Source organism: Bacillus sp. UNCCL81 (assembly GCF_900112535.1).
Classification (GTDB): domain Bacteria; phylum Bacillota; class Bacilli; order Bacillales; family Bacillaceae_G; genus Gottfriedia; species Gottfriedia luciferensis_B.
Genome location: NZ_FOMF01000004.1, coordinates 25,486 through 49,738, shown reverse-complemented (window position 1 = coordinate 49,738; position 24,253 = coordinate 25,486). Strand labels below are relative to the sequence as shown.

The following is a 24,253-nucleotide window of genomic DNA, read 5'->3' as shown; positions in this document are numbered from 1 at the left end:
ATACATTTTTTTTAACAAAATTCTTTCTCTCAAAGGATTTCAACAAGCGTAAAATTCTAATTTTGAAAAATTGGTTAATCAAAATAATAAAATGCACTTGAAATGAGAACAGTTATCGCATATACTGTATTTAAATCACTAACTTACAAAAAGTAACCACTTAATATCAATCACACTATTTTTTTATACTTTACTGTCTTCGAATAAAGAACAGTAAACGAAATAAAATCAAATATAGTATAAAACTCTAAAAATAACTGCGCTTAAATTAAGTTCAGTATAAAACTAAAAAGGGAGAGATTTTTAAATGAAATGGTTTACCCGAATTATCCAAGGGATATTAATTATTGCATTTCTACTGTCTGGATTTGTGAAATTAAGTGGCAATACTCAGATGTTACATGATTTTAAAGAGGTTTATGGTTATTCAAAAAGTATGATGTATACGATTGGTTCATTTGAGGTGTTAGGGGCAATTGGTTTATTAGTTGGTTATTGGAAGATTATATTAGGTAAGCTTGCTTCAGTCGGATTGGCAATTATTATGGTAGGTGCTGTATTTACTCATTTACATGCGGGTCAAGGCCTGAGTGTTGCAATGGCTCCATTCATTCTGTTAGTGTTAACATTAATTGTACTATTTTCTAGAGGAGGTAAATTAAAATGAATTTTCATCAAAAGCCTAAAGTTTATGCTCCAACAGTAGAATTAAAAGTTGCGAATTTAGAGCGTTCATTAGCATTTTATCAAGAGGTTATTGGTTTAAAAGTTTTGGAACATTCAACTACAAATGCTAGCTTAACTGCGGATGGGGTAAATGTTTTAATAAGATTAGAGCAGCCAGACAATGTTACACCTAAAAATGAGCAAAATACAGGATTATATCATTTTGCGTTATTAGTACCTACTCGAAAAGATTTAGGTATCGTGCTTAAGCATCTGATTGAAACTAGAAATCCACTTCAAGGTGGTTCGGATCATTTAGTGAGTGAAGCAATTTATTTAGCGGATCCAGATATGAATGGAATTGAAATTTATGCAGATCGTCCATCGGAGAATTGGCAATGGCATAATGAGTATGTTGTTATGGATAGTAAACGATTAGATGTAGAGGGTCTTTTAGCACTTGCTGAGAATGAAGCTTTTACTGGACTACCAAAAGGCACAATTATGGGGCATATCCATTTACAAGTTTCTGATTTAAATAGCACAGAGAAGTTTTATTGTGAAGGACTTGGATTTGATGTTGTAACGAAATATGGAAGCCAAGCTTTATTTATTTCAACTGGACGTTATCATCATCACATCGGTTTAAATACTTGGCATAGCGCAGGAGGAGTTGCATCTTCTGATAGCAGTGCAGGATTAAAGAATTTTACGTTGTTATATCCAAGTGAAGAAGAAAAATCGGTGGTAGTCAATCGTTTAAAGAATATGGGCGCTTCTGTTTTTGTAGATAATGGCGTAACATTTACAAAGGACCCATCAGGCATAACAATCCAACTTTTAGTTGGTAATGAAAAATAAAAATACAAAATATTTGAGTACCAGACTGAAGAGAGATTTTCAACTACTATGTTGTAAATGTCTCTTTTTTTCGTTTCTCATTTTTTCGTTGCTTTCTATCATATTTTTTCAATAAAAATAATATATTTGAACAACATGTACATTTACTAACTATGGGAGACGGGAAGAAAAAGGGAGAGTGAAAAAGTGTTACATATTGTGGTTTGTATAAAACAGGTGCCTGATACAAAGATCATTAAGATGAATCCTAAAACGAATACGATGGACCGTGCGAGTGCTCCAGCAATATTAAATCCGTATGATGCTCATGCTGTAGAGGAAGCTGTTCGAATTAAGAATAAATACGGTGGAACAGTTTCGGTTATTACGATGGGGCCACCACCGGCTGTTAAAGCTATAAGAAAATGTATTGAAATCGGTGCAGATGAAGGGTATATGATTTCGGACCGTGCATTTGCTGGGGCAGATACTTTAGCGACAAGTTATGCTTTGACAAAAGCGATTGAGAAAATAGGACAAATTCAAGCGATTGATTTAATCATTTGTGGAAAGATGACAATTGACGGTGATACTGGACAAGTTGGACCAGGTATTGCACGTCGTTTAGATATACCGCCGTTAACATCAGTTAAGAAGGTTCAAGAAATTAATAAAGATGAAGGGTATGCAATTGTTCATCGGAAAATAGAAGATGGACATGAAGTAATTAAAACGAGTTTACCTTGTTTATTTGCAGTTGAGAAGGAAATCAATGAAGTTCCTTATTCATCACTTACAAATATGATAAAAGCTGCAAGGTATAACCCGACCATTTGGGCCGTGAAGGATTTAGAAGATATTGATATTAAACAATTAGGTTTAAAAGGTTCACCAACAATTGTATCAAAAGTATGGGCTCCACCAAAGGCTAAAGGTGGAACGGTTTTTGAAGGAACTTCATTAGAAAAAGTAAATGAACTGATGAAGATTTTAAATGAGAAGAAAGAGTTATTTGAAGTGAAAGGAGGGGTATAAATGGATTTCTCAGAGTACAAAGGTATTTGGGTGTTTATTGAAGAAAACGATAAAGTCATTGCACCCGTGTCACTTGAATTGCTTGGAGCTGGTAAAGAATTAGCTGAAAAACGTGGTTGCGAACTAGCAGGATTATTAATTGGTGATAATGTGAAATCATTAGCCTCTACGTTATTTGAATACGGTGCTGACATCGTTTATGTATATGATGACCCAATTTTTAAGGATTATCGTACTGAATCTTACATGAAAGCAGTACTTGAATGCTGTAACAAATATAAGCCCGAAATCTTACTATATGGCGCAACTTCTAAAGGGAAGGATTTAGCAAGTGCAGTTGCAACAGACTTACCTACGGGTTTAACAGCTGATACAACAGTATTAGATGTTGAAGAAGATACAGGACTATTATTAGCTAGTCGTCCTGCATTTGGTGGAAATATAATGGCAACTATTCTTTGTAAGAAATATAGACCTCAAATGGCTACCGTTCGTCCAAAAGTAATGAAAGCGCTCGCTCCGGTTCCTGGTGCTGAAGGAGTAGTGATTGAAGAGGAAATTGACTTAAAAGAAGAAGATATTCGTACAAAAGTATTAGAGATTGTACGTGCAACAACTAAGAAGGTTCGCATTGATGAAGCCGATATTATCGTAGCTGGTGGCAAAGGATTAGGTAGTAAAGACGGATTTCAGTTGATTCATCTGTTTGCTGAATCGATTGGAGCGGCTGTTGGAGCAAGTCGTGATGTAGTTGAAGCAGGTTGGGTTGAACATCATCATCAAGTAGGTCAGACTGGCGTGACGGTTACACCAAAAATTTATTTTGCAATTGGGATATCTGGCGCAATACAACATATTGTTGGGATGCAAAATTCAGGTCTCATTATTGCGATAAATAAAGATCCGAATGCGGCAATTTTTCAATCTTGTCATTACGGCATCGTAGGAGACGCATTTGAAATTGTTCCAATGCTGATTAACCAATTTCAAGAAAGTTTTTCTTTAAAGGAGGAAAATCACGATCATGCCGGAAAAATTTGATGTAATTGTCGTTGGAGCAGGCCCAGCAGGAATTTCATGTGCATACGAGCTCGCAAAAAATGGTGTTAATGTTGTCCTTATTGAAAGAGGAGAGTATCCAGGTTCGAAAAATGTTATGGGTGGTGTATTGTATCGAAAAATGATGGAGGACGTTATTCCTGAATTTTGGAAGGATGCACCAATTGAGCGTGTGATTGTAGAGCAGCGAGTTATGATGCTTGATAAACAATCCGCTACAACCTTTGGCTATAAAGGTCTTGAATTTGCTGAAGAACCTTATAATAATTTTACGGTTCTTCGCTCAAAGTTTGATCAATGGTTTGCTCAAAAAGCAGTAGAACAAGGTGCATTATTAATCAATGAAACGGTTGTTCTGGAGTGTATTGTTGAAAACGATATGGTTGTAGGGGTAAGAACAGATCGACCTGATGGTGATTTATATGCCGATGTGGTAGTACTTGCTGATGGCGTAAATTCACTTTTAGGAAAATCTTTAGGTTTCCATAAAGAATGGAGACCAGATGAAGTCGCTTTAGCTACAATGGAAATATTAAAGCTAGATAGTAAAATAATTCAAGATCGATTTGGTCTTGAAGGTAACCAAGGGGTAGCAATCGAGCTATTTGGAGATGCGACAAAAGGCATAGTTGGCACAGGATTTTTATATACCAATAATGATTCTCTTAGTATTGGGGTCGGTACATTATTATCAGGAATGATTGAAAACAAATTGAAACCTTATGATTTACTTGAATACGTTAAGAATCATCCGATGATTAGACCGTATATTCAAGGAAGCGAACCACAAGAATACCTTGCTCATTTAATTCCTGAAGGTGGGTACAAATCGATTCCTAAATTAGTAGGAAATGGAGTATTAGTAATTGGTGATGCAGCACAATTAGTAAACGCAATTCATCGTGAAGGTTCAAATATGGCAATGACATCTGGAAGATTAGCAGCAGAAACCATTATCGAAGCAAAAGCGATTGATAACTACTCTGATGTTGCTTTAAAACCGTACGCTGATAAATTACTAAATAGCTTCGTAGGACAGGATTTGAAAAAATATAAAGATGCAACACATCATTTTGAAAAATTCCCTCAATATTTCGAGCAATATATTCCGCTATTAAATAAATCTGCCAGCCAAATGTTTACAGTAGATGGTAAATCTAAATGGGAAAAACAAAAGAATATCATGAGTAATATTGGAGGAGCAAAAGCTAAACTTAAGCTTGCGAAAGATGTATACAAAGCATGGAAGGTGATGAAATAAATGAGTGAGACAAAAAAAGAAAGTACAATCGAAGAAAAGCAGTATCTCGTTCGTTTTAATGCTGATACAAAATCGCACTTAACTGTACTAGATTCCGATATTTGTATGACAAAATGTCCCGATAAAATCTGTACGATCTTTTGTCCAGCAGAAGTTTATAAATGGGAAAATATTCGAATGCATGTTGGATATGAGGGATGTCATGAATGTGGAAGTTGTAGAATAGGCTGTCCTCATCAAAATATTAAATGGGAATATCCGAAAGGTGGGCACGGAATTATATTTAGATTGGGGTGATCGAAAATGTTCTCGATAGGCAACTATGTTATGTTTAGCTTAGATGGTGCTGTGGGAACGGTTATGGAAACTAAAGATAATCATTGCTTAGTAGCTTGGGAGGATCGTGTTTGTAGTTGGGCAAGTTTCGATCTACTAAGGAAAATTAGTTGCGCAGAATTAATTCAACTTTTCACTCCAAAATAATTCACTTTTTTAAATGAATCGATATAAAGTTGGGGGCTATATGAGAGGTAAAACAACCTCCATATAGCCCCCATTTACATATTAAATCACGGATACAACCTCAAAATAAGACAACTACTACTAAAAAAAGGAAAACGGAAAAAATCTATCACATTAACCCGTATATCATAAAAACAATCCTATATGTTCCTTTTTCTATTTTCACTTTTTTTGGTTCTTGGATAGGTACTTTATCAGATTTGGATTTACATCCTACTCTATTCTTACAGGATTTAATTAAGTTATCGCTGTTTTTAGGTTTAGATAATTTTGTTTTTTCTTTTTGACCAGTTTCTAGCTTAGAGTCTTCAATTTTATAAATTATTTTGGATGGCTTAGTTGTTGTGTCTTTTTCTGTTGCTTCTATTTGTTCTGCTTCATTTGAAGGATCTGTAAAAGAGGTAAAAATAAATAAAACAAATAGGGCCCCAGTAATAATAAAATTCTTTATAGACTTTCCGTTCATTTTAAAGAAAGAGTTAATCCCCTTAATAATAAAAAATAGGATTCCTATAAGACATAGTAATTCAATAAAGGTGTACAATCGTTAGCCTCCCTATATTTCGCCACCTAATAACTATTCGTGATAGAGGACTAAATTCCCTTTTTAAAGTTAATTGGAGCGTTACTAAAGTATAGGTAAATTCCATCGGATAAAATAGTGGGTGCTATTTTCCTATGTGTAACTATTTTTTTTAAGTACTTTAGTTGTTATTGGCTTGTAATTAAAGATGGAGTGGGGTATACGTAAAATGTTCATAAAAAAATAACTCCTTTAGAACTACTTATGATCTTTTCTTTAAGTTCGTCCACTCAAACATTTAATAGGAAGATTTCTATTAATATAGAAGTGTCTAGTGTTTAGTTAAATTTTAAATTAACACCTGTCCACTTAGACGAAAAAGTCCCCGAATTGATCTAAGTTTTTTAATTTAGGATACATTATTACACAAACCTAGGGGACACTAAAGGAAATAATAAAATAATTACGTGCCAACATTTCATAACTATATACTTTTAAGTGCTAATGTTATTAATAGATATAGTATCTAACAACTATATCTTTTTTATTTGAAGTTTAAGGACAACGTCGAAACCGACATTAAGGTTAAAAGAATTAGAATTTACCAAAACTATACAATTCCAACGTAATAATTGAGAAAAGCAAAGCTATAATTAAATTCATTCAATAAAATACGAATAATATCATTGACTAAATAATAGATTGAATTTATATTTAATTTTAAATATTCGAACAATTAGGGGTGCTTAGATGGGAAATGCATTAGTGTTTCAGTCAGATTTTGGATTACTAGATGGAGCAGTTAGCGCTATGTATGGTGTTTCTTGTAGTGTAAATCAAGATATTAAGATTTACGACTTGACCCATGATATACCTCAATACAATATTTGGGAAGCTTCTTACCGACTTGTACAAACAATGAATTACTGGCCAGTTGGAACAGTATTTGTTTCAGTTGTAGACCCAGGGGTAGGTTCAGATCGTAGAAGTATAGTGGCTCGCACAAATACGAATCACTTCATTATAACACCTGATAACGGAACGTTAACACATGTAGGCAAAATATATGGAATCGACCAATTAAGAGTTATTGACGAAGAAATTAATAGACTACCAAATTCAAGTGAATCCTATACTTTCCATGGGAGAGATATATTTGCTTTTACAGGTGCAAGATTAGCTTCTGGAATAATCGACTTCGAAAATATTGGTCCAGAAGTTGATTCAAATTCTTACATAAAATTACCAATTAAAGAATGTCATAGTGAAAACAATTCGATAACAGGAACAATTGATATACTTGATGTTCGTTATGGTAGTATTTGGACGAATATTGATCGATCAGAATTTCTCAAACAAGGTGTTTCTCATGGAGACTTTGTCGAAGTATTAATTACACACCAAGGAAGAAAAGTATACAAAGAAGCAGTAAAATATGGAAAATCATTTGCCGATGTAGCAATTGGAGAACCGATCTTATATGCAAACAGTCTAGATCAAATGGCAGTTGCTGTAAATCAAGGCTCATTTACTGATGAGTACGGAATTGATACAGGTATAGAATGGGAAATAACACTTAAAAGTAAGTAGAGAAAGATCGTACAAGTACTTTGGGGTTAGGAGAAATAGTTTTATTTTTCCTAATTCAAAATTTTAGTAATTTTTCATTGGAATTTTAACTTGGAAGTTTACTTGTATTTAAGTAAGCTTCTTTTTTTGCAGTGAATTTAAATCGGGGAATAGGAGATTTTGAATTAAAATTTATACAATTACGTGAAAAAGTTCACGAAATATATATTTTTTAATCTATTAAATTTCTAATATCTAGGGGATTTGTAAAATTAATAGTAAAATTTTAGTGAATGTTTTCACAAATTATTCACAGACAATTGTATTTTCGTTTACTATAATTGGGTGTAACTTCTAGAGATGTTAAGTCCTTTTTTGAAAGCATCTTTATATGAAAAATTTTTGTAAGGGGTTTGATTAAATGAAAGTTTCAAAAATTGTAGCAATTGGCGTAGTAAGTTTTTCAACACTTGTAGGAGCGGCAAATACATCTTTTGCAGCTGTTACGTCTCAAGCAAATTCAAAAGCAGCTATTAATTTTACAGAAGGGTCTGGTCCTGTAACACCAGTAGATCCAACCGACCCATCAACACCATTAGAGCCAATTGGTCCTACTGATCCAACAGATCCACCTACAGGTGAAACAGGTCCGTTAACTTTGGACTTTGTTTCTTCAGTTCAATTTGGTTCGAAAGAAGTTTCAACAAGTGAACAGGTTTATTCTTCTACATCTAAAAAGCCTTTTATTCAAGTTTCTGATCGCCGAGGTACTGGTGCAGGGTGGAAAGTGACAGCAAAAGCTAGTAAGTTTACAAACGGTACAACTGAAACACTACCTGGAGCGATTCTTACTTTTAAAAATGGTTCAGTTGTAACACCAGGTAGTGGAACACCCCCAACGCCTGCTCAAACGATTACACTAAATACAGATGGATTAACTGAATCTTCAGTTGTTACAGCTGAACCTGGTACGGGACTTGGTACTTGGTTAACAAGATGGTTAGGCCCAAATCCTGATGTTAATGATGGTGCAGTAAATAATAATGTAACATTACAAATTCCTGGTGGTTCTGCAACAATAGGAAATCATGAAGCTGTTGTTACTTGGACACTAGTCGATGCTCCAGGTGTATAATTGAATCTACATATAAAAGCTTAATCGATTTTTTATTAGCCTGATAGGTACTTTCTATTAGGCTTTTATATTTTTCCGATTAAAAATTCTGTATAATTTAAACTGTCGTTAAGAACATCTTAGAAACTAAAGGTGGAGATTTTATTGGAATCGCATACTAAATTAGCAAGTAGATCAAGTAGGTTGTTAGCAATATTGGTTGATGGATTTATAACTTTTCTTTTTATTTTTGTCATTTCGATAATTACTGGAATGACAAAGTTTTCAGCATTTTTTAATCCTAATAGAGTAGACAAATTTGATATTGGATCTTCCATACTATCCATTATTAGTATCATTATAGTTTTTATACTGATCCCTACATTTGTTTGGAAAGGTCAAACAATTGGAAAGCGCTGGTTAAATATTGCAGTCGTTAAGATTGATGATCAAGAAGTAAATTTAAAGACGATGATTATTAGAGAAATTTTTTTCATTTTAGGATACATAAAAATACCATACTTTTCATTATTAGTAGGTTGTGTTGCATTTATTGATCCGTTTTTCATTTTTTCTTCTGAACGAAGAACACTACATGATTTAATTGCAAATACAATAGTAATTGATGTTTAAAATAAAAAGAAAGCTCATTATGTTATCTTTTTACAGGATGTTGAAATATAAAATGGTAAATAGGGAAAACGGATATAAAATGAACATTTATAATGATGAAATTATCATTTTTTGGATAATCTTTTAATGGTTTTAAATGTTAATATGTTTAAACAATTTATTATGCCAATAACACTAGAATTAGTTTTTTTCAGAAGATAAAAAATTATGAGCTAATTTTTACAAATTCAATTGATTAATTTAGTTTAATTAATGTTGCTTTCAATTGACCTACAAACTATCTATAAACAACTGTTAGATTACTCTAAGTAAAGGCTATTTGATTAGGATTTATGGCAGACTTTTTTTGATGAATAAGTTGATTGGAACGAAAGGGTGCTCGACTCCTATGGGATAAGCGGGAAGGCTGAGACCCCGCAGGCTTGCCGAGGAGGCTAAAGAATCTCGCCCCATGGAAAGCGAGCATCCTGTAGTGGAAATCAACATCACTCTACCCCTTTTACGAAAATTTGGTAATTTAATTGACAAGGTTGTTTTTCAACAACATGTAAAAAGAAAGCTCAGTGAGCTTTCTTTTTATTTTAATATTTTCATTTGGCTTATATGAGCACGAGTTTCTTCAGTACCTAATTCATAAATCATTGCATAGGCTTGTTTTAAAAAATAGTCATATCCATCATTGTTTTCTTGGCTCCAATTTGTGATTGGAATGATGAAAGCAGTTTGAATACCTGCTGCTTCATCATAACTGTCAATCTGATGGAAAATTCTTTCGAGTCTATGTTTTTCATCGATTGTAGCATCGATTTCCAACTCATAAGGTGCGTCCCCCTGATTTGGAACAATTGTTTTTGCTTGAACGGACACATAATATCTCCTTTTTTCCATATAAATCTCCCTTTTACGTATTTTTGGTTATCGTTTTTATTATCCTCACCGACCAGTGCTTTATTCAAAATTAATAATCAGCTCAAATAGAACTTAAAAAGGAATTACATAAATAATATTGAAATATAAATTTGATATTAAGATAATTTAGGTATAGATGAGGGGGGATTTTATGAAGGGACTATATCGAGACTTTTTTCTTCATTTCGATATTATTGTAATGGGGGTACTTTTTTTAGTTGGAATTATTTATAGTATAGGATTTCATTTTTCGTGGCTTACTGTCTTAATTTTTATTATAGGATTAATCTTTTTTATGTTTAGTGAGTACGTAACACATCGTTTCATTTTTCACATAAAGGCACCAAAAAATAAACTATTACTTAAATTTATGAAAAGAATTCATTACGATCATCATACGTATCCAGATGATTTGAAATTGTTATTTTTACCGATATGGTATAGCATTCCGAATTTAGGATCACTTTGTATAATTTATTTTTTGATATCGAAAGATCTAATTCAAACAATCGCATTTGGTTCAGGTTTAGTTTTTATGTTACTCGTGTACGAATGGAAACATTATGTAGCTCACAGGCCAATTAAACCTATAACGAAAGTAGGACGACAGATTAAAAAGCTACATATCCTGCATCATTTCAAAAATGAAAACTTTTGGTATGGTGTATCGACACCTATTTTTGATGGGATTTTTGGTACATTAAAGGATGAGAAGGAAGTAGTAACAAGTAATACCGCGAAAGCCTTAGAAGAAAGAATGTAAACTACAAGGGAAAAAGGTATCTTGGAGGAAAAATGATTTACTTTTTATCATTTTTAAATGGTAGTTGTTGCTGCATTATTGCCGGTTGTACGTTTTATATTATTAAAATAATGAAAGAAAATGCCTAGTGTTTACACTAGGTTTTTTTGTCGGTTTAAAGCTTCTTTTATTATGAAACAACCTCTATTTTATGAACTTTTCCTAATAAATTAATATTTTATAAAAATTGAAAAAAGGGTAAATATTTGATTGGTGTGCTTACTATACTGAGAATAAGGGGGGGATGATTGTGTCATTAGATCAAACTCATTTAGAAAATGTTTATAGACAGATCAGAAGAGAGAAATTCGAATGCCTAAACTAAATTACAAAAAAATTATGCTTTTAGGATTTGGATTTTTTGCAATCAGTCTTACTTGGTCGGTCTATAATGCTTTTATGCCAAAACTTTTAAGCGATTATTTAAAGTCATCTGCTTTAATCGGATTTATTATGACGTTTGATAATTATTTTGCACTATTTTTACAACCTGCCGTAGGAATGTATAGTGATCGTTTAGATACACGATTTGGTAGAAGAATGCCATTTTTAATGGTCGGTATGCCACTTGCAGCACTATTTACCTTTTTAATTCCAGTGCATAAAACACTTTTTATGTTGATCTTTTTTATTGTGTTTATGAATTTAAGTATGAGTATTTTTCGTTCTCCGGTAATAGCACTTATGCCTGATTTAACAAGAGTTGAACAAAGAAGCAAGGCGAATAGTGTCATTAATTTTATGGGTGGAATTGGTGCTTTAATTGCGTTCTTTGTAGGTTCAATTTTGTGGGATCTAAATAAAGGATTTCCTTTTTACTTGGCAGGATTTTTAATGTTATTTAGCTTTCTAATTCTTTTTTTCTTTATTAGAGAAAAAAGAGATGTCCTATATTATGAACAGGCTGAAGAAAAGGTAAAATTAAGAGAAGGTTTTCGTTCAGCAATTCAAAATAAAAGTGCATTATTTCTATTATTAGCAATTCTGAGTTGGTTCACGGGATTTAATGGAATTGAAACTTTTTTTACACGTTATGGGGAAGTTTATTTAGGAGTAAAAGTTAGTGCAGCGGCGTTTTCATTTGCTTTCATATCATTAGCATTTTTAATCTTTGCCATTCCTGCCGGGTTTATAGGAACAAAAATTGGTAAGAAACGAAGCATATTAATCGGTATATTTGGAATTATCATTGGTTTTGTTGTTTTATTTTTCTTAAAGGATTTATTATTCATCCGAATAGTCTTTTTGATTATGGGATGTTTATGGGCATTAGTAAATATTAATTCTTATCCTTTCTTAGCCGAGATGGCACCTATTGGATTTATTGGAACATATACAGGTTTATATTATTTGTTTTCATCAATTGCTAATATTATATCACCACCATTATTAGGTGCAATTATGGATTTTATTGGATACAAGTTCATGTTCTTGTATGGTTGTTTCTTTATTACAATTTCATTCTTTATGATGCTTAAAGTAAAAGATATTCATAAAACAGTTGAAAAAAATTCAAATGCATCTATATAAATTTGATGCTTTGAATTTTTTTGGCTGAGTTTTTTAAATTTTAAGCTCAGGTTTCACATAATTAAAATGAAAAAACAAATAATAATCAATGCTGATATTTCAGTGTCTTTAAAAGAGTATTTTTGAAAAAAACATTAGTTAGGAGCACTACAAAATGACAACTAATATCAATAAATTGATTGATCATACAGTTTTAAAACCTGAAACAACTAAATCTCAAATTGAAAAATTATGTCAAGAAGCAAAAGAACATAATTTTGCTTCGGTTTGTGTGAATCCAACTTGGGTCAGTCATTGTGCAAATTTGTTAAAGGGCTCTGAAGTTTTAGTTTGTACTGTAATTGGGTTTCCTTTAGGTGCCAATACAAAAGAAACAAAAGCGTTTGAAACGAAGAATGCAATTGAAAATGGAGCCGGAGAAGTCGATATGGTGATTAATATCGGAGCTTTAAAAGATCAGGATTATGACACTGTTGAACAAGATATAGCAGCAGTTGTTAATGCAGCAAAAGGTAAAGCATTAGTAAAAGTAATTATTGAAACAAGTCTTTTAACGAATGAAGAAAAAGAAATGGCTTCTAAGCTTTCTGTAAAAGCTGGAGCAGATTTCGTTAAAACATCTACAGGATTTTCAACTGGTGGTGCAACTGTAGAGGATGTAGCATTAATGAGAAAAACAGTTGGACCTGATATTGGGGTTAAAGCATCTGGCGGCGTACGTGATCTAGCAAGTGTAAATGAAATGGTTAAAGCCGGAGCAACTCGAATAGGCACAAGTAATGGAATCACAATTGTCCAAGGAAACGTAGCAACAGAAGGCTATTGATTCCTTTTAATGGCAAAGGGTGTTAAGTTTCAAACTTGACATTTACCTGTTGACCTATCAATAGTTTATGTATTATAATCGTAAAAGACATGTGGAAAAGTGTTTCTTTTTTACAGTGTTTTATTGATTGTAAGTGGTAGCTTGGAGGGAGGGAAAAGTAAGATGTCTAAAACAGTCGTTCGTAAAAACGAATCTTTAGAAGATGCTCTTCGTCGTTTTAAACGTTCAGTTTCTAAAACTGGTACGCTACAAGAAGCAAGAAAACGCGAATTTTATGAAAAGCCAAGTGTAAAACGTAAGAAAAAATCAGAGGCAGCGAGAAAACGTAAATTCTAAGAGAGGGTGTTACTATGAGTCTTCTCGAACGTTTGAATTCAGATATGAAACAAGCGATGAAGGAAAAAAACAAAGACAAGTTAGCAGTTATTCGAATGGTGAAAGCGTCATTACAAAATGAAGTAATTAGCTTAGGGAATAATGTGACATTGTCAGCTGATCAAGAGTTAACAATTTTAACTCGTGAAGTGAAACAACGTAAAGACTCCCTCCTGGAATTCGAAAAAGCTGGTCGTCAAGACCTTGTGGATAAATTAAAGCAAGAGTTACTGATTCTAAAAGAATACTTGCCTCAACAATTATCTGAAGAGGAACTTCTTGAAATTGTACGTGTTACAATTTCAGAAGTCGGTGCTACATCAAAAGCTGACATGGGGAAAGTAATGAGTGCAGTTATGCCTAAAGTAAAAGGACAAGCTGATGGCTCTTCTGTGAATAAAGCTGTAGCAAGTCTGTTAAAATAAACGTCTATTTTTAGACGTTTATTTTTTTTGAGTACTGCAGTACTTCGGAAGTACAATTAAAATGTTCAAAAGTGCAAATAAATTTCACTAACTGCAATTAAAATCTTCGAAAGTGCAAATAAAATTTCCGAAACAGCAATTAAAATCATCGAAAGTGCAAATAAAAATTCAAAAACTGCAATTAACTTCTTCAAAATGATGCTTCAGTCCATTAAATCACATAAATCTGCTTAAATTTTCACGAAAACAATACGGTTCACTAAAAAAATAACCTAATTTCTTATAAAACCGCTAATTAGTTCTTTATCCACAATCCCACAGCTTCACCTTCTTTAGTCAAGGTGTAAACTTTATCTTTTAATTAAGCTCCCATATCCAGTTTGGTTGTATATTTCTTCCTTCTTTTTAAAATCTGCATAATTCCAATTTAGAGAAAAATCCCATCTAAAGAGTCAATGAAAAAATTATTAATATTTTAGTCAATATTTAACTAAGTGTGTGATTTATATCACATATAAAATTAAAATTATTCGGTATGATGAATTCAGATAAACAATGCATTTGTTTAACATCTACTGGTAAGGGAGAGATGAATAATGACACCGTTCGGGGATTTACACAATGATCTTGGTGGAATAGCATTTGCTTTAGGTTGGTTAATAATTGTCGTACCATTTGCATTTACATTAATCTATATTACAAGAGAGATGGCAATTGGTGATGAAGAACGACTTCAAGATGAGATTAAGCAAGGGGTTCATGACTATGCTAGATTAAATAAAAAACTAGTCAAAACAGAAACAAATCATTCACCACAAATGGAAACAACTATGGCTAAAAGGCCGATATTTATTAAGTTGATAGTTTTGATCGTAAGTGTACTCATCACTTATGTTACAGTCAAAGGGATATACGGTGATGGGAAAAGTGATCTAACTTCAATTGGTCTTGTAGTAATGTGGAGTCTTTTCTTTCTCACACAAGGGGTACTTTGGTGGGTTGCTACTTCACAAGGAAAACAAGATGTTTATCAAGATGTTACAATCCAAAGAAGAATGTAAAAACGTAAATAAATTTAAACCGAGAATAGTTATTTGTTCTCGGTTTTTTACTATGTGCCATAACTGAAAATCAATTATAAGTGGGCTCATTTTAGAGACATTCGATACCTAAATTCTGTGGTTGATCTTCCGTACACACAGACGCCAGTACCCATAAAACCTAGCTTCCTCTCCATCATCTAAAATCAATAACCCATACATATAAAAAATCCAACTATTCATCTTAAATTTCCTTTACCTTTTTCTTTTTATATCATACCTTCTCAAAATTCATCATAAATATGATATGAAAGGGGGAGGAGTCTATCTTGAAAAGATTAGCGCATAATTTAAAAACATGGATGTCAAGTAAGATGGACTTACCACCAGATGTACTATTGGAATTACCACGTATTACGATGTTAGGTCAACTACATATTTATATTGAAAACCATAGAGGCTTACTTGTGTATTCGGACAATGAATTGCGTTTGTTAATGAAGCAAGGGCAGTTGTTGATTAAGGGGAAAGATTTTATTTTGAAGACGATGTTACCTGAGGAGATTTTGTTGGAAGGCGAAATTGAGCATGTGTATTTTATTAATGAATAACATCTAGAACTTACACCATGATCAGTCTAATGAACATGGGGGATTAGGATGAAAAACCAATGGACTTCAAAACTTACGGGGATGGTTCAAGTAAAAGTGATTGGGCTTGGACCAGAACGTTTTTTAAATGAATGTATGCGAAAGGGGATTCCACTTCGTGATGTGAAGAAAAGTGGAACAAATTCAATCACGTTTACAATTGAGTTGAAAGATTATAAAAGGATCAAGAATATTCCTCGCAAAAAAGAGTATAAGGTTTATTTTATTGGCAGGAAAGGGCTGCCTTTTGAAGTTAAACGAGCATGGAAGTATTTTGGATTTGTTGTAGGGGTTGTTGGCTTTTTAGTTGTATTATTTTTACTTTCAAATATGGTTTGGCGAATAGATATAAAGGGTGCTTCACCTGAAGTGGAATATAAACTCCGGAAAGATTTAACTGCGATGGGTGTTAAAACTGGAGCATCTCAATTTACTTTACCTAGAATGCAAACAATCCAGAAAAAGCTCCAAGATGATAATCCAACATTAACCTGGATTGGTGTACAATTAAATGGGACTACCTTTCATTTTGAGGTAGTTGAAAAGCATATACCTAAGCCTGAGAAGGCGTTAAGTCCACGTCATATTATTGCAAGTGAAGAAGCTGTCATTTCAAGTATGTTTGTTGAAAAAGGGAAACCTCTTGTCGTAAAGAATGACTTTGTGAAAAAAGGTCAAATATTAGTATCTGGAATAATCGGAACAGAAGAACATCCTATTTTAGTTCCCGCAGTGGGCAAAATCATGGGGGAAGTTTGGAGAGAGGAAATTATTAGTGTTCCTTTAGATACTCCGTTTACGGTGCTTACAGGAGAGAGAAAAACTAGTTATTATATTGGAACTAAGGAAAATAAAATAAAATTTTGGGGTTTTGATAAGAATAAATATAAGTCTTTTGAAGATGAAAATAGTTCGTATCAATTTAAATTTTTAAAATGGAAATTGCCGATTTTTTTCAGTAAAAAGACTACTCTGGAAAGTGAAAAATATGTAAGAACATACTCTAAAGTGCAGGCTGCTCAACTTGGAAAACAAATTGGTAAGAAGGAATTAATGAAAAAGTTAAGTCCGGATGCCAAAATTTTACAAGAAAAAGTTTTGCACGAGTCAATAGACAATGGTAAAGTTAATTTAAGAATGTATTATAAAGTTTTAGAAGATATCACAAAAACGAAAACTATTGTTCAAGGGGACTGAGTAATGCCAGAACAACTACTAACGATTAATCAACAACTAGAGGATCCAAACGAAGCAATTGCCTTATTTGGTACAAACGATAAGCATCTAGAAATAATTGAAAATTTGCTTGATGTTAAGATTGTGTCACGTGGTCAATCTGTACAAGTTTCAGGTACGAATGAAGATGTGAAAACTGTTGAGCAAATCATTCAAGCTCTTTTAGAGGTTATTCGAAATGGAGTGAGTATTACATCGAGGGATGTTACATACTCAATTCAAATGGCTAAAGAAGGAAGGCTGTCATCATTTGCTAGGTTGTATGACGAAGAAATTATTAAGAATTCAAAAGGTAAACCAATTCGAGTTAAAACTTTTGGACAAAGACATTATCTTCGTGCAATTCAATCAAATGATTTAGTATTTGGAATTGGACCTGCTGGTACAGGTAAAACATATCTTGCAGTTGTCATGGCTGTTCAAGCACTAAAAAATAATAAAGTAAGTAAAATTATTTTAACAAGACCTGCTGTGGAAGCTGGAGAAAGTTTAGGATTTTTACCAGGAGATTTGAAGGAAAAGGTTGACCCATATTTAAGACCATTGTATGATGCCTTGCACGATGTTTTAGGACAAGAGCATACTGTACGTTTAATTGAAAGAGGAACAATCGAAATTGCTCCTTTGGCTTACATGAGGGGACGTACGTTAGAAGATGCCTTTGTCATTTTGGATGAAGCTCAAAATACGACAATGGCTCAAATGAAGATGTTTTTGACCCGTTTAGGATTTGGCTCTAAAATGGTTATAACAGGAGACCCTTCACAGGTTGATTTACCTAAAGGAGTAAAGTCTGGTTTAATATCAGCTCAAAATACACTTAAAGGTGTTGAGGGTATTGGTATGACAATCTTGGAACAAACTGACGTAGTTCGTCACCCACTAGTACAAAAGATTATTCAAGCTTATGATTTAGCAAAAGAATGATTCGTAGTGACCCTACATTGATAGGGTCATTTCGTATTTTTATGATGAGGTGCATTTCTAGAAAGGGGAAACAATGAATAGTTTGCAAGCTTTAATTCAGCGTTTTAAGAATCAAACTCTTGTCATTTTACTATGTACTGTTGCATTCAGCTTATTAAGTTTTCTTCTTTTAGTTAGTCATGTTAGACCGGTAAAATACGACATTCAGCTATTATCAATTGCTGATGATAATATTTATTCACCTATCACGATTGAGGACAAAGGAGCTACGGCTAAAAAGCGACTTGAGGCTGCAGCAAGAGTTGAGGATGTATATAAATATGAGGAAAGTTATACACAAAAACGGATCGACATAGTAAATTCAATTTTTGATATTGTTACAGAAGTGAAAAATGAAAATGCAAAAAGTGATAATCCGACAGGACAAGCATTAATTGATAAAGAAACAAGTGATGTTAAGAAAAAACTGCCTGACGATATTCGTAAAAACTTAGAAGATAGTGTATTTAGCACTTTAGTTAGATCGTCAGAAGAACAGTTAAATATTACGAAAGCTTCGTTAAATACGGCGATTAACAATGTAATGTCTGAGGAAATCACGACGAACCAAATCGAAGAATCTCGTGGGAAGCTACGAAACGAATTATCATATGTAAGCGTTAATCCCTCACTAAAGGATGCGATGATCTCAATTGGTGAATTTGCGATTGTGCCAAACTACTTTTTTGATGCAGAGGAGACAAAAGAGAGAAAACGTCTAGAAAGTGAAAGTGTAGATAGTGTTTATATTTTACAAGGACAAGTCTTAGTAAAAGCTGGAGAGACAATTACAAAGGAAAAATATGATCAATTAAAATTAGTTGGCTTAATAAAAAACAAACAGTCGATTCAACCGTATATTGGATTAATTCTATTAATTGGAGTATTGGCGTACTTCGTATTGAAGCAAACGGCTTCATTGAAAGAAAAAGGGAATATATACATCGTTACATACTATAGCATTGTAATTTTTACAATCTTAATTTTGAAAATTGTAAGCTTGTTTCAAAAAGTTGAGTTTTCTGGCCTTGTATATGTAGCTCCAGTTGCGATTGGAACTTTATTGATAAAGTTTTTATTAGGTAATCGATATTTAATGGTTTCTTCTATTATTTTCTCTATTTGCGGTAGTTTAATGTTTAACGAAGATGTAAATGGCGCAATTAATTACTCGACTGGAATTTATATTTTATTTAGTTCAATCGCCGTTTTATTTTTAAATGAGGTCAAGAATAAGCGTTCAATGATTCTCCATGCAGGATTTTTAATTTCGCTTGTTAATATTGCTACTCTGTTTTCTTTGATTTTAATACGAAATGGACAATATTCATCAGTGGAAATTGGGATTTATTTATTAATGGGACTTACTTCCGGAGTTTTATCAAGTGTCATTACGATGGGGATTTTACCTTTTGTAGAAGATTCGTTTGGAATGGTATCCTCATTTAAACTTGTTGAGTTAGGTAGTCCAAATCATCCTTTATTAAGAAAAATATTATTAGAGGCTCCTGGTACATACCATCATAGTATAATGGTTGCAAATTTAGCTGAAGGTGCTTGTGAAGCGATTGGTGCAAATGGTTTGTTAGCTAGGGTAGGAGCATATTATCATGATATTGGTAAAACGAATAATCCAGGATTCTTTATTGAAAATCAAATGGGTGGTCATAATCCTCATGATCGTATTAAACCGATTCAAAGTAAAGATATCATTTTAAGGCATGTAAGTGATGGTGTAAAAATACTAAAAAAATATAATTTGCCAAAAGATATAATTGATATTGCAGCGGAGCATCATGGTACAACTTTATTAAAGTATTTTTATTATAAGGAAAAAGAAACGAATCCTGATGTTAAAGAAAGTGATTTTAGATATCCAGGTCCAAAAGCTCATTCAAAGGAATCGGCAGTTGTAGGAATTGCTGATAGTGTTGAAGCAGCAGTTCGTTCGTTAAAGGACCCTGATATGGAAAAAATCGAGGTATTAGTTTCTTCCATTATGCATGATCGTTTGAATGATGGTCAGTTTGCAATGTGTGAATTAAACTTAAAAGAATTACACATTGTTGAGAAATCATTGTGTGAGACTTTAAAAGGAACTTTCCATTCAAGAATACAGTATCCAGATGAAAGATAAGGTGAGAAAATGGTTCAACTAGAAATTGATTTTATAGATGAAACAAATGAAGTGACTAATGAACAACAATCTGATATAAAGGGTTTACTAGAGTGCGCACTTGAATATGAGGGTGTAACGGGTGAGGTTGAAATAGCAGTTTCATTTGTAGATGATGAAAGAATTCATGAAATAAATAAAGAGTATCGAGAGAAAGACCGTGCTACTGATGTTATTTCATTTCCAATGGAAGAATTAGGAGAAGGAGAAATTGAAATCATTGGAGTGGACTTACCACGTACTTTAGGTGATATTGTCATTTCGATTCCTACTACTAAAAGACAGGCTGAAGAGTATGGTCATTCGTTCCGACGTGAATTAGGTTTTTTAGCAGTTCACGGATGTTTACATTTACTTGGTTATGATCATATGAATGAAGCTGATGAGAAAGTGATGTTTACAAAACAAAAGGAAATATTAGAAAAATATGGCCTTGAAAGACTCTAAAAAAAGAGAGCCATTATTTAATTCTTTTGGTTTTGCATTTAGTGGTATTTTTAAAGTCATTAAAGATGAAAGAAATATAAAAATCCACTTATTTGCAGCTCTTATTTCAATCGGCCTTGCGTTTTATTTACATATTAGTCGAATAGATTGGTTAATCCTTCTGCTTATTATTACAATTGTCATTTCGCTAGAGCTAGTTAATTCTTCAATTGAAGCAGTTGTAGATTTAGCATCACCTAATAAACATCCTTTAGCAAAAAAAGCGAAGGATGTAGCAGCTGGGGCGGTGTTAGTCGCTGCAATCGTTTCAATCATTATAGGTGCTTTGCTATTTTTTCCGTATTTTACTATACTACGTTAATAAGACCCCACTTTCGTGTTCGGGCTTATAATAGGAGGCTACATAAATGGATAAACAACAACTTATAAATGAAGCGATAAAAGCTAGAGTAAACGCATATGTACCATACTCGAAATTTCAAGTTGGTGCAGCATTACTTACGAAGGATGGTCAAGTTATTCGTGGTTGTAATATAGAAAATGCATCATATGGGCTAACGAATTGTGCAGAACGTACTGCATTATTCAAAGCTTATTCAGAAGGCATTACGGAGTTTACAGCAGTAGCAGTAGTCGCTGATACCGAGGGACCTGTTGCTCCTTGTGGGGCATGCCGTCAAGTTTTATTTGAACTTAGTGGTCCAGATACAATCGTATATTTAGCAAACTTAAATGGAGCAATCCAAGAAACATCAGTAAAAGAATTATTGCCAGGAGCATTTACATCGGAGGATTTGAATGAATAAAGAAAGTTATAAATCAGGTTTTGTCTCAATTATAGGTAGACCAAATGTAGGGAAAAGTACATTCCTAAATCGAGTAATAGGTCAAAAAATAGCTATAATGAGTGATAAGCCTCAAACTACTCGTAATAAAATTCAAGGCGTTTTTACAGAAGATGATGCACAAATTGTCTTTATCGATACGCCAGGAATCCATAAACCAAAACACAAACTTGGTGATTTTATGGTAAAAGTAGCTCAAGACTCAATTAAGGATGTTGACGCTACGTTATTTATGGTAAATGCCAATGAAGGATTTGGTCGTGGAGATGAATTCATTATTGAGAAGCTGCAAGGAAGTCGTAGTCCAGTTATTTTAGTTATTAATAAAATTGATACAATTCATCCTGATCAGTTATTTGATTTAATCAATAAATACAAAGATTTATACCAATTTGCTGAAATTGTTCCGATCTCAGCATTACAAGGGAATAATGTCGATCGCTTATTAAAAGTTATTAAAACTTATTTACCAGAAGGTCCGCAATATTATCCTGCAAATCAAGTAACAGATCATCCTGAAAGATTTATCATTTCAGAATTAATAAGAGAAAAAGTATTGCATTTGACTAGAGAAGAGGTTCCACATTCAATTGCTGTTATTATTGAGCAAATTGAAAGAAGACCAGAAGGAAATGCGATCTACGTGAATGCAACAATTGTCGTTGAAAGGTCTTCTCAAAAAGGAATCATTATCGGTAAGCAAGGCAGCATGTTAAAAGAGGTTGGCAAGCGTGCTCGTTTAGATATAGAAAACTTGCTTGATACAAAAGTATTTTTAGAGTTATGGGTTAAGGTTCAAAAAGATTGGCGTAACCGTATGTCTCAATTAAGAGATTTAGGATTCCGTGAGGATGAGTATTAATAGGCAAAAATCAAGGAATTTGGGCTTAGTATCAGGGGTCCAGTAATATTACCACTTGTTCAAAAAGGCCCAACATATTTTTCTTGGTTTTGCAAGCTTTTTATTTGTTATTTTAATAAATTTTATACACATGAAAATCGGGAGAGAAGGTCACATTATAAGTAAGCAGGGAAAGTAATTGGCTATAGGTAATGAGCAATGAGTTGTAGCTATTCTTGAAAGGTGGTTTCTCAATGTTGAATTTTACCTGGGATGTCTTTTCTAAAACTGGAAATGTTGAGACATATTTATTGTTTAAGCAGCTTGAACAGGAACATGTGGATCAGAAAAGTTACATTGATGAAGAAATAGCTGATATTGATTCCCTACATACTTAACCTTCATCCAATTGGATGGTGAGTTAATTGTTACAGCGTGTAGAAGGAATTGTATTACGGGCAAACGCTTATGGAGAATCAAATGTTATTATTACTCTCTTAACAAGAGAATTAGGTAAGATAGGAGTTGTGGCAAGAGGAGCAAAGAAGACAAATAGTCGACTTGCTTCTGTTACACAACTCTTTACATATGGGTCGTTTTTAATTCAAAAAGGATCTGGCTTAGGTACTTTAAGTCAAGGAGAACTGATTGATTCATTTCGTGAATTAAGAAGTGACTTAGTTGCAACTGCGTATGCTTCGATTGTTGTAGAGCTTACTGATAAAGCGGTTGAAGAGAAAAAAAATAATCCGTATTTATTTGAATTAGTCCTTCAATTACTTCAGCACATGAATGAAGGTGCAGACGCTGAAGTTTTGACTTATTTATTTATGACGAAAATGGTACCTGTATTAGGATATCATCCATTTTTTGATCAATGTGTGAATTGTAGATGCAGTGCAAATGAAAATATATTTGTAGCCTTTTCAGTTAAAGAAGGTGGGTTTTTATGTCAGCGTTGTAAACACACTGATCCATATGCTTTTTCTGTTACTGAAAAATCGGTTAAGTTAATGAGGTTATTTTATCATTTTGATGTAAATCGACTTGGGAAAATTGAGGTTAGTGAAGCGACAAAGAAGAACTTACAACAAATTTTATTTTCTTATTATGATGAATATAGTGGAATCTATTTAAAGTCCCGCAAATTTTTAGAGCAATTAAAAAATATGGATAATTTTCTGAAAACTAATAAAAATTCAGAAACCTAAGGAAGGAAATAGGCTACCTATTTCCTTCTTTCTTTTTTAAATTGTAAAAATAGTATATAATATTTATTAGAGAGTATAACATATTGGATAGTTAGGGGTGAGGGAAATCGAACTGACAAAGCGACAAACTCAAATACTTGAAATTGTAAAAAATAATGGACCAATTACAGGTGAACATATAGCTGATAAGCTAGCACTTACAAGAGCTACGCTTCGCCCGGATTTAGCTATTCTTACAATGACTGGTTTTTTAGAGGCAAGACCACGAGTAGGATATTATTACACAGGAAGAACAAGCGGTGCACAAGTCATTGACAGAATAAAAAAATTGACTGTAAAGGAATTTCAGGCGATTCCTGTTGTAGTAGATCGAAGTTCATCAGTGTATGATGCAATTGTTACAATGTTTCTTGAAGATGTAGGAACGTTATTTGTTGTTGATCAAAATTCGATTTTAACAGGAGTACTTTCCAGAAAAGATTTACTCCGTGCAAGCATAGGAAATAAAGATTTGCATACATTACCCGTAGATATTATCATGACAAGGATGCCAAACATTACAATTTGCTATAAAGATGATACAATTTATAATGTAGCTAAGAGTTTAATTGAAAAACAAATTGATGCTGTCCCTGTTGTTCGTGAAAGTGAGCATGGACTTGAGGTAATTGGTCGATTTACAAAAACAAATTTTACTCGTGCGATTGTAGACTTAATGAACAATGATATGTTTTAGTAAAGTTAAGAGGTGA

At 33.1% G+C, this 24,253-nt stretch carries 30 protein-coding genes; 27 read left to right on the top strand and 3 right to left on the bottom strand.

Annotated elements, in window-relative coordinates; translation table 11 throughout:
• Nucleotides 1-307: 307 nt before the first annotated feature.
• The 7 genes from BM319_RS09770 (at nt 308) to BM319_RS09740 (ending at nt 5,344) form a co-directional block, all read left to right on the top strand.
• Nucleotides 308-667: a DoxX family protein gene (locus tag BM319_RS09770; RefSeq protein ID WP_069034189.1), complete on the top strand. Its 360-nt coding sequence runs from the start codon at nt 308-310 to the stop codon at nt 665-667.
• A complete protein-coding gene (locus tag BM319_RS09765) occupies nt 664-1,527 on the top strand; it encodes a VOC family protein (protein WP_025568184.1) in 864 nt (287 codons plus the stop codon). Before BM319_RS09770 ends, BM319_RS09765 begins: the two co-directional genes overlap by 4 nt.
• A gap of 186 nt (nt 1,528-1,713) precedes the next feature.
• Complete coding sequence (locus BM319_RS09760; protein ID WP_025568183.1) at nt 1,714-2,541, top strand: electron transfer flavoprotein subunit beta/FixA family protein; 828 nt, start codon at nt 1,714-1,716, stop codon at nt 2,539-2,541.
• Nucleotides 2,542-3,582, top strand: a complete 1,041-nt coding sequence (locus BM319_RS09755) for an electron transfer flavoprotein subunit alpha/FixB family protein (protein ID WP_091022357.1) — start codon at nt 2,542-2,544, stop codon at nt 3,580-3,582.
• Nucleotides 3,566-4,861 (top strand): FAD-dependent oxidoreductase, encoded by a 1,296-nt coding sequence (locus BM319_RS09750; RefSeq protein ID WP_091022355.1) that lies wholly within the window; start codon nt 3,566-3,568, stop codon nt 4,859-4,861. The genes BM319_RS09755 and BM319_RS09750 overlap by 17 nt, the downstream gene beginning before the upstream one ends.
• On the top strand, nt 4,862-5,158 hold the full coding sequence (locus tag BM319_RS09745; RefSeq protein ID WP_025568180.1) for a ferredoxin family protein: 297 nt from the start codon (nt 4,862-4,864) through the stop codon (nt 5,156-5,158).
• Nucleotides 5,159-5,164: 6 nt separating this feature from the next.
• Nucleotides 5,165-5,344 carry a tudor domain-containing protein gene (locus tag BM319_RS09740; RefSeq protein WP_025568179.1) on the top strand — a complete coding sequence of 60 codons (180 nt, stop codon included), beginning with the start codon at nt 5,165-5,167 and terminating at the stop codon, nt 5,342-5,344.
• A gap of 148 nt (nt 5,345-5,492) precedes the next feature.
• On the opposite strand, the gene BM319_RS09735 is transcribed toward BM319_RS09740, so the two are convergent.
• The gene (locus BM319_RS09735; RefSeq protein ID WP_025568178.1) at nt 5,493-5,927 is read right to left on the bottom strand and encodes a hypothetical protein; all 435 of its coding nucleotides are present in this window, start codon (nt 5,925-5,927) and stop codon (nt 5,493-5,495) included.
• 729 nt (nt 5,928-6,656) lie between these two features.
• On the opposite strand from BM319_RS09735, the gene BM319_RS09730 reads away from it, so the two are divergent.
• From BM319_RS09730 to BM319_RS09720, 3 genes are all read left to right on the top strand, one after another.
• Nucleotides 6,657-7,496: an SAM hydrolase/SAM-dependent halogenase family protein gene (locus BM319_RS09730; RefSeq protein WP_069034186.1), complete on the top strand. Its 840-nt coding sequence runs from the start codon at nt 6,657-6,659 to the stop codon at nt 7,494-7,496.
• Nucleotides 7,497-7,896: 400 nt separating this feature from the next.
• Nucleotides 7,897-8,610 (top strand): WxL domain-containing protein, encoded by a 714-nt coding sequence (locus tag BM319_RS09725; protein ID WP_025568177.1) that lies wholly within the window; start codon nt 7,897-7,899, stop codon nt 8,608-8,610.
• A 144-nt stretch (nt 8,611-8,754) separates the two neighbouring features.
• Nucleotides 8,755-9,222: an RDD family protein gene (locus tag BM319_RS09720; protein ID WP_025568176.1), complete on the top strand. Its 468-nt coding sequence runs from the start codon at nt 8,755-8,757 to the stop codon at nt 9,220-9,222.
• A 576-nt stretch (nt 9,223-9,798) separates the two neighbouring features.
• Here BM319_RS09720 and BM319_RS09715 read toward each other — a convergent pair.
• The gene (locus BM319_RS09715; RefSeq protein WP_025568175.1) at nt 9,799-10,110 is read right to left on the bottom strand and encodes a hypothetical protein; all 312 of its coding nucleotides are present in this window, start codon (nt 10,108-10,110) and stop codon (nt 9,799-9,801) included.
• Nucleotides 10,111-10,282: 172 nt separating this feature from the next.
• Here BM319_RS09715 and BM319_RS09710 point away from each other — a divergent pair, with 172 nt between their 5' ends.
• The 5 genes from BM319_RS09710 to BM319_RS09690 all read left to right on the top strand — a co-directional run bounded on the left by BM319_RS09710 (nt 10,283) and on the right by BM319_RS09690 (nt 14,089).
• Nucleotides 10,283-10,894, top strand: a complete 612-nt coding sequence (locus BM319_RS09710) for a sterol desaturase family protein (protein ID WP_029715219.1) — start codon at nt 10,283-10,285, stop codon at nt 10,892-10,894.
• Between the two features lie 351 nt (nt 10,895-11,245).
• Nucleotides 11,246-12,463, top strand: a complete 1,218-nt coding sequence (locus tag BM319_RS09705) for an MFS transporter (protein ID WP_025569240.1) — start codon at nt 11,246-11,248, stop codon at nt 12,461-12,463.
• Between the two features lie 154 nt (nt 12,464-12,617).
• Nucleotides 12,618-13,289: a deoxyribose-phosphate aldolase gene (gene deoC / locus BM319_RS09700; RefSeq protein ID WP_025569238.1), complete on the top strand. Its 672-nt coding sequence runs from the start codon at nt 12,618-12,620 to the stop codon at nt 13,287-13,289.
• A gap of 162 nt (nt 13,290-13,451) precedes the next feature.
• The gene (rpsU, locus tag BM319_RS09695; RefSeq protein WP_003152957.1) at nt 13,452-13,625 is read left to right on the top strand and encodes a 30S ribosomal protein S21; all 174 of its coding nucleotides are present in this window, start codon (nt 13,452-13,454) and stop codon (nt 13,623-13,625) included.
• 14 nt (nt 13,626-13,639) lie between these two features.
• Entirely contained in the window at nt 13,640-14,089 is a 450-nt protein-coding gene (locus BM319_RS09690; RefSeq protein WP_069034181.1) for a GatB/YqeY domain-containing protein, read from the top strand.
• 65 nt (nt 14,090-14,154) lie between these two features.
• Here BM319_RS09690 and BM319_RS25045 read toward each other — a convergent pair whose 3' ends face one another.
• Entirely contained in the window at nt 14,155-14,283 is a 129-nt protein-coding gene (locus BM319_RS25045; protein ID WP_286143711.1) for a hypothetical protein, read from the bottom strand.
• A 402-nt stretch (nt 14,284-14,685) separates the two neighbouring features.
• On the opposite strand from BM319_RS25045, the gene BM319_RS09685 reads away from it, so the two are divergent.
• The 12 genes from BM319_RS09685 (at nt 14,686) to ccpN (ending at nt 24,237) form a co-directional block, all read left to right on the top strand.
• Nucleotides 14,686-15,150 carry a hypothetical protein gene (locus BM319_RS09685; RefSeq protein ID WP_091022350.1) on the top strand — a complete coding sequence of 155 codons (465 nt, stop codon included), beginning with the start codon at nt 14,686-14,688 and terminating at the stop codon, nt 15,148-15,150.
• 341 nt (nt 15,151-15,491) lie between these two features.
• On the top strand, nt 15,492-15,740 hold the full coding sequence (gene yqfC, locus BM319_RS09680) for a sporulation protein YqfC (protein ID WP_091022830.1): 249 nt from the start codon (nt 15,492-15,494) through the stop codon (nt 15,738-15,740).
• A 48-nt stretch (nt 15,741-15,788) separates the two neighbouring features.
• Nucleotides 15,789-16,976: a sporulation protein YqfD gene (gene yqfD / locus BM319_RS09675; protein ID WP_091022349.1), complete on the top strand. Its 1,188-nt coding sequence runs from the start codon at nt 15,789-15,791 to the stop codon at nt 16,974-16,976.
• A gap of 3 nt (nt 16,977-16,979) precedes the next feature.
• Complete coding sequence (locus BM319_RS09670; protein ID WP_091022347.1) at nt 16,980-17,942, top strand: PhoH family protein; 963 nt, start codon at nt 16,980-16,982, stop codon at nt 17,940-17,942.
• A 73-nt stretch (nt 17,943-18,015) separates the two neighbouring features.
• Nucleotides 18,016-20,118, top strand: a complete 2,103-nt coding sequence (locus BM319_RS09665; protein ID WP_069034176.1) for an HD family phosphohydrolase — start codon at nt 18,016-18,018, stop codon at nt 20,116-20,118.
• A 9-nt stretch (nt 20,119-20,127) separates the two neighbouring features.
• Nucleotides 20,128-20,604 carry an rRNA maturation RNase YbeY gene (gene ybeY, locus BM319_RS09660; protein ID WP_056474934.1) on the top strand — a complete coding sequence of 159 codons (477 nt, stop codon included), beginning with the start codon at nt 20,128-20,130 and terminating at the stop codon, nt 20,602-20,604.
• Nucleotides 20,585-20,965 (top strand): diacylglycerol kinase family protein, encoded by a 381-nt coding sequence (locus BM319_RS09655; RefSeq protein ID WP_091022344.1) that lies wholly within the window; start codon nt 20,585-20,587, stop codon nt 20,963-20,965. The genes ybeY and BM319_RS09655 overlap by 20 nt, the downstream gene beginning before the upstream one ends.
• 46 nt (nt 20,966-21,011) lie before the next feature.
• Complete coding sequence (locus tag BM319_RS09650; protein ID WP_025671606.1) at nt 21,012-21,410, top strand: cytidine deaminase; 399 nt, start codon at nt 21,012-21,014, stop codon at nt 21,408-21,410.
• On the top strand, nt 21,403-22,311 hold the full coding sequence (gene era, locus BM319_RS09645) for a GTPase Era (protein WP_069034174.1): 909 nt from the start codon (nt 21,403-21,405) through the stop codon (nt 22,309-22,311). The genes BM319_RS09650 and era overlap by 8 nt, the downstream gene beginning before the upstream one ends.
• Nucleotides 22,312-22,544: 233 nt before the next feature.
• Entirely contained in the window at nt 22,545-22,688 is a 144-nt protein-coding gene (locus BM319_RS09640; RefSeq protein ID WP_069034173.1) for a YqzL family protein, read from the top strand.
• 27 nt (nt 22,689-22,715) lie between these two features.
• Nucleotides 22,716-23,501, top strand: a complete 786-nt coding sequence (recO, locus tag BM319_RS09635; RefSeq protein ID WP_091022342.1) for a DNA repair protein RecO — start codon at nt 22,716-22,718, stop codon at nt 23,499-23,501.
• 97 nt (nt 23,502-23,598) lie between these two features.
• Nucleotides 23,599-24,237 (top strand): transcriptional regulator CcpN, encoded by a 639-nt coding sequence (gene ccpN / locus BM319_RS09630; RefSeq protein ID WP_069034171.1) that lies wholly within the window; start codon nt 23,599-23,601, stop codon nt 24,235-24,237.
• Nucleotides 24,238-24,253: the final 16 nt, after the last annotated feature.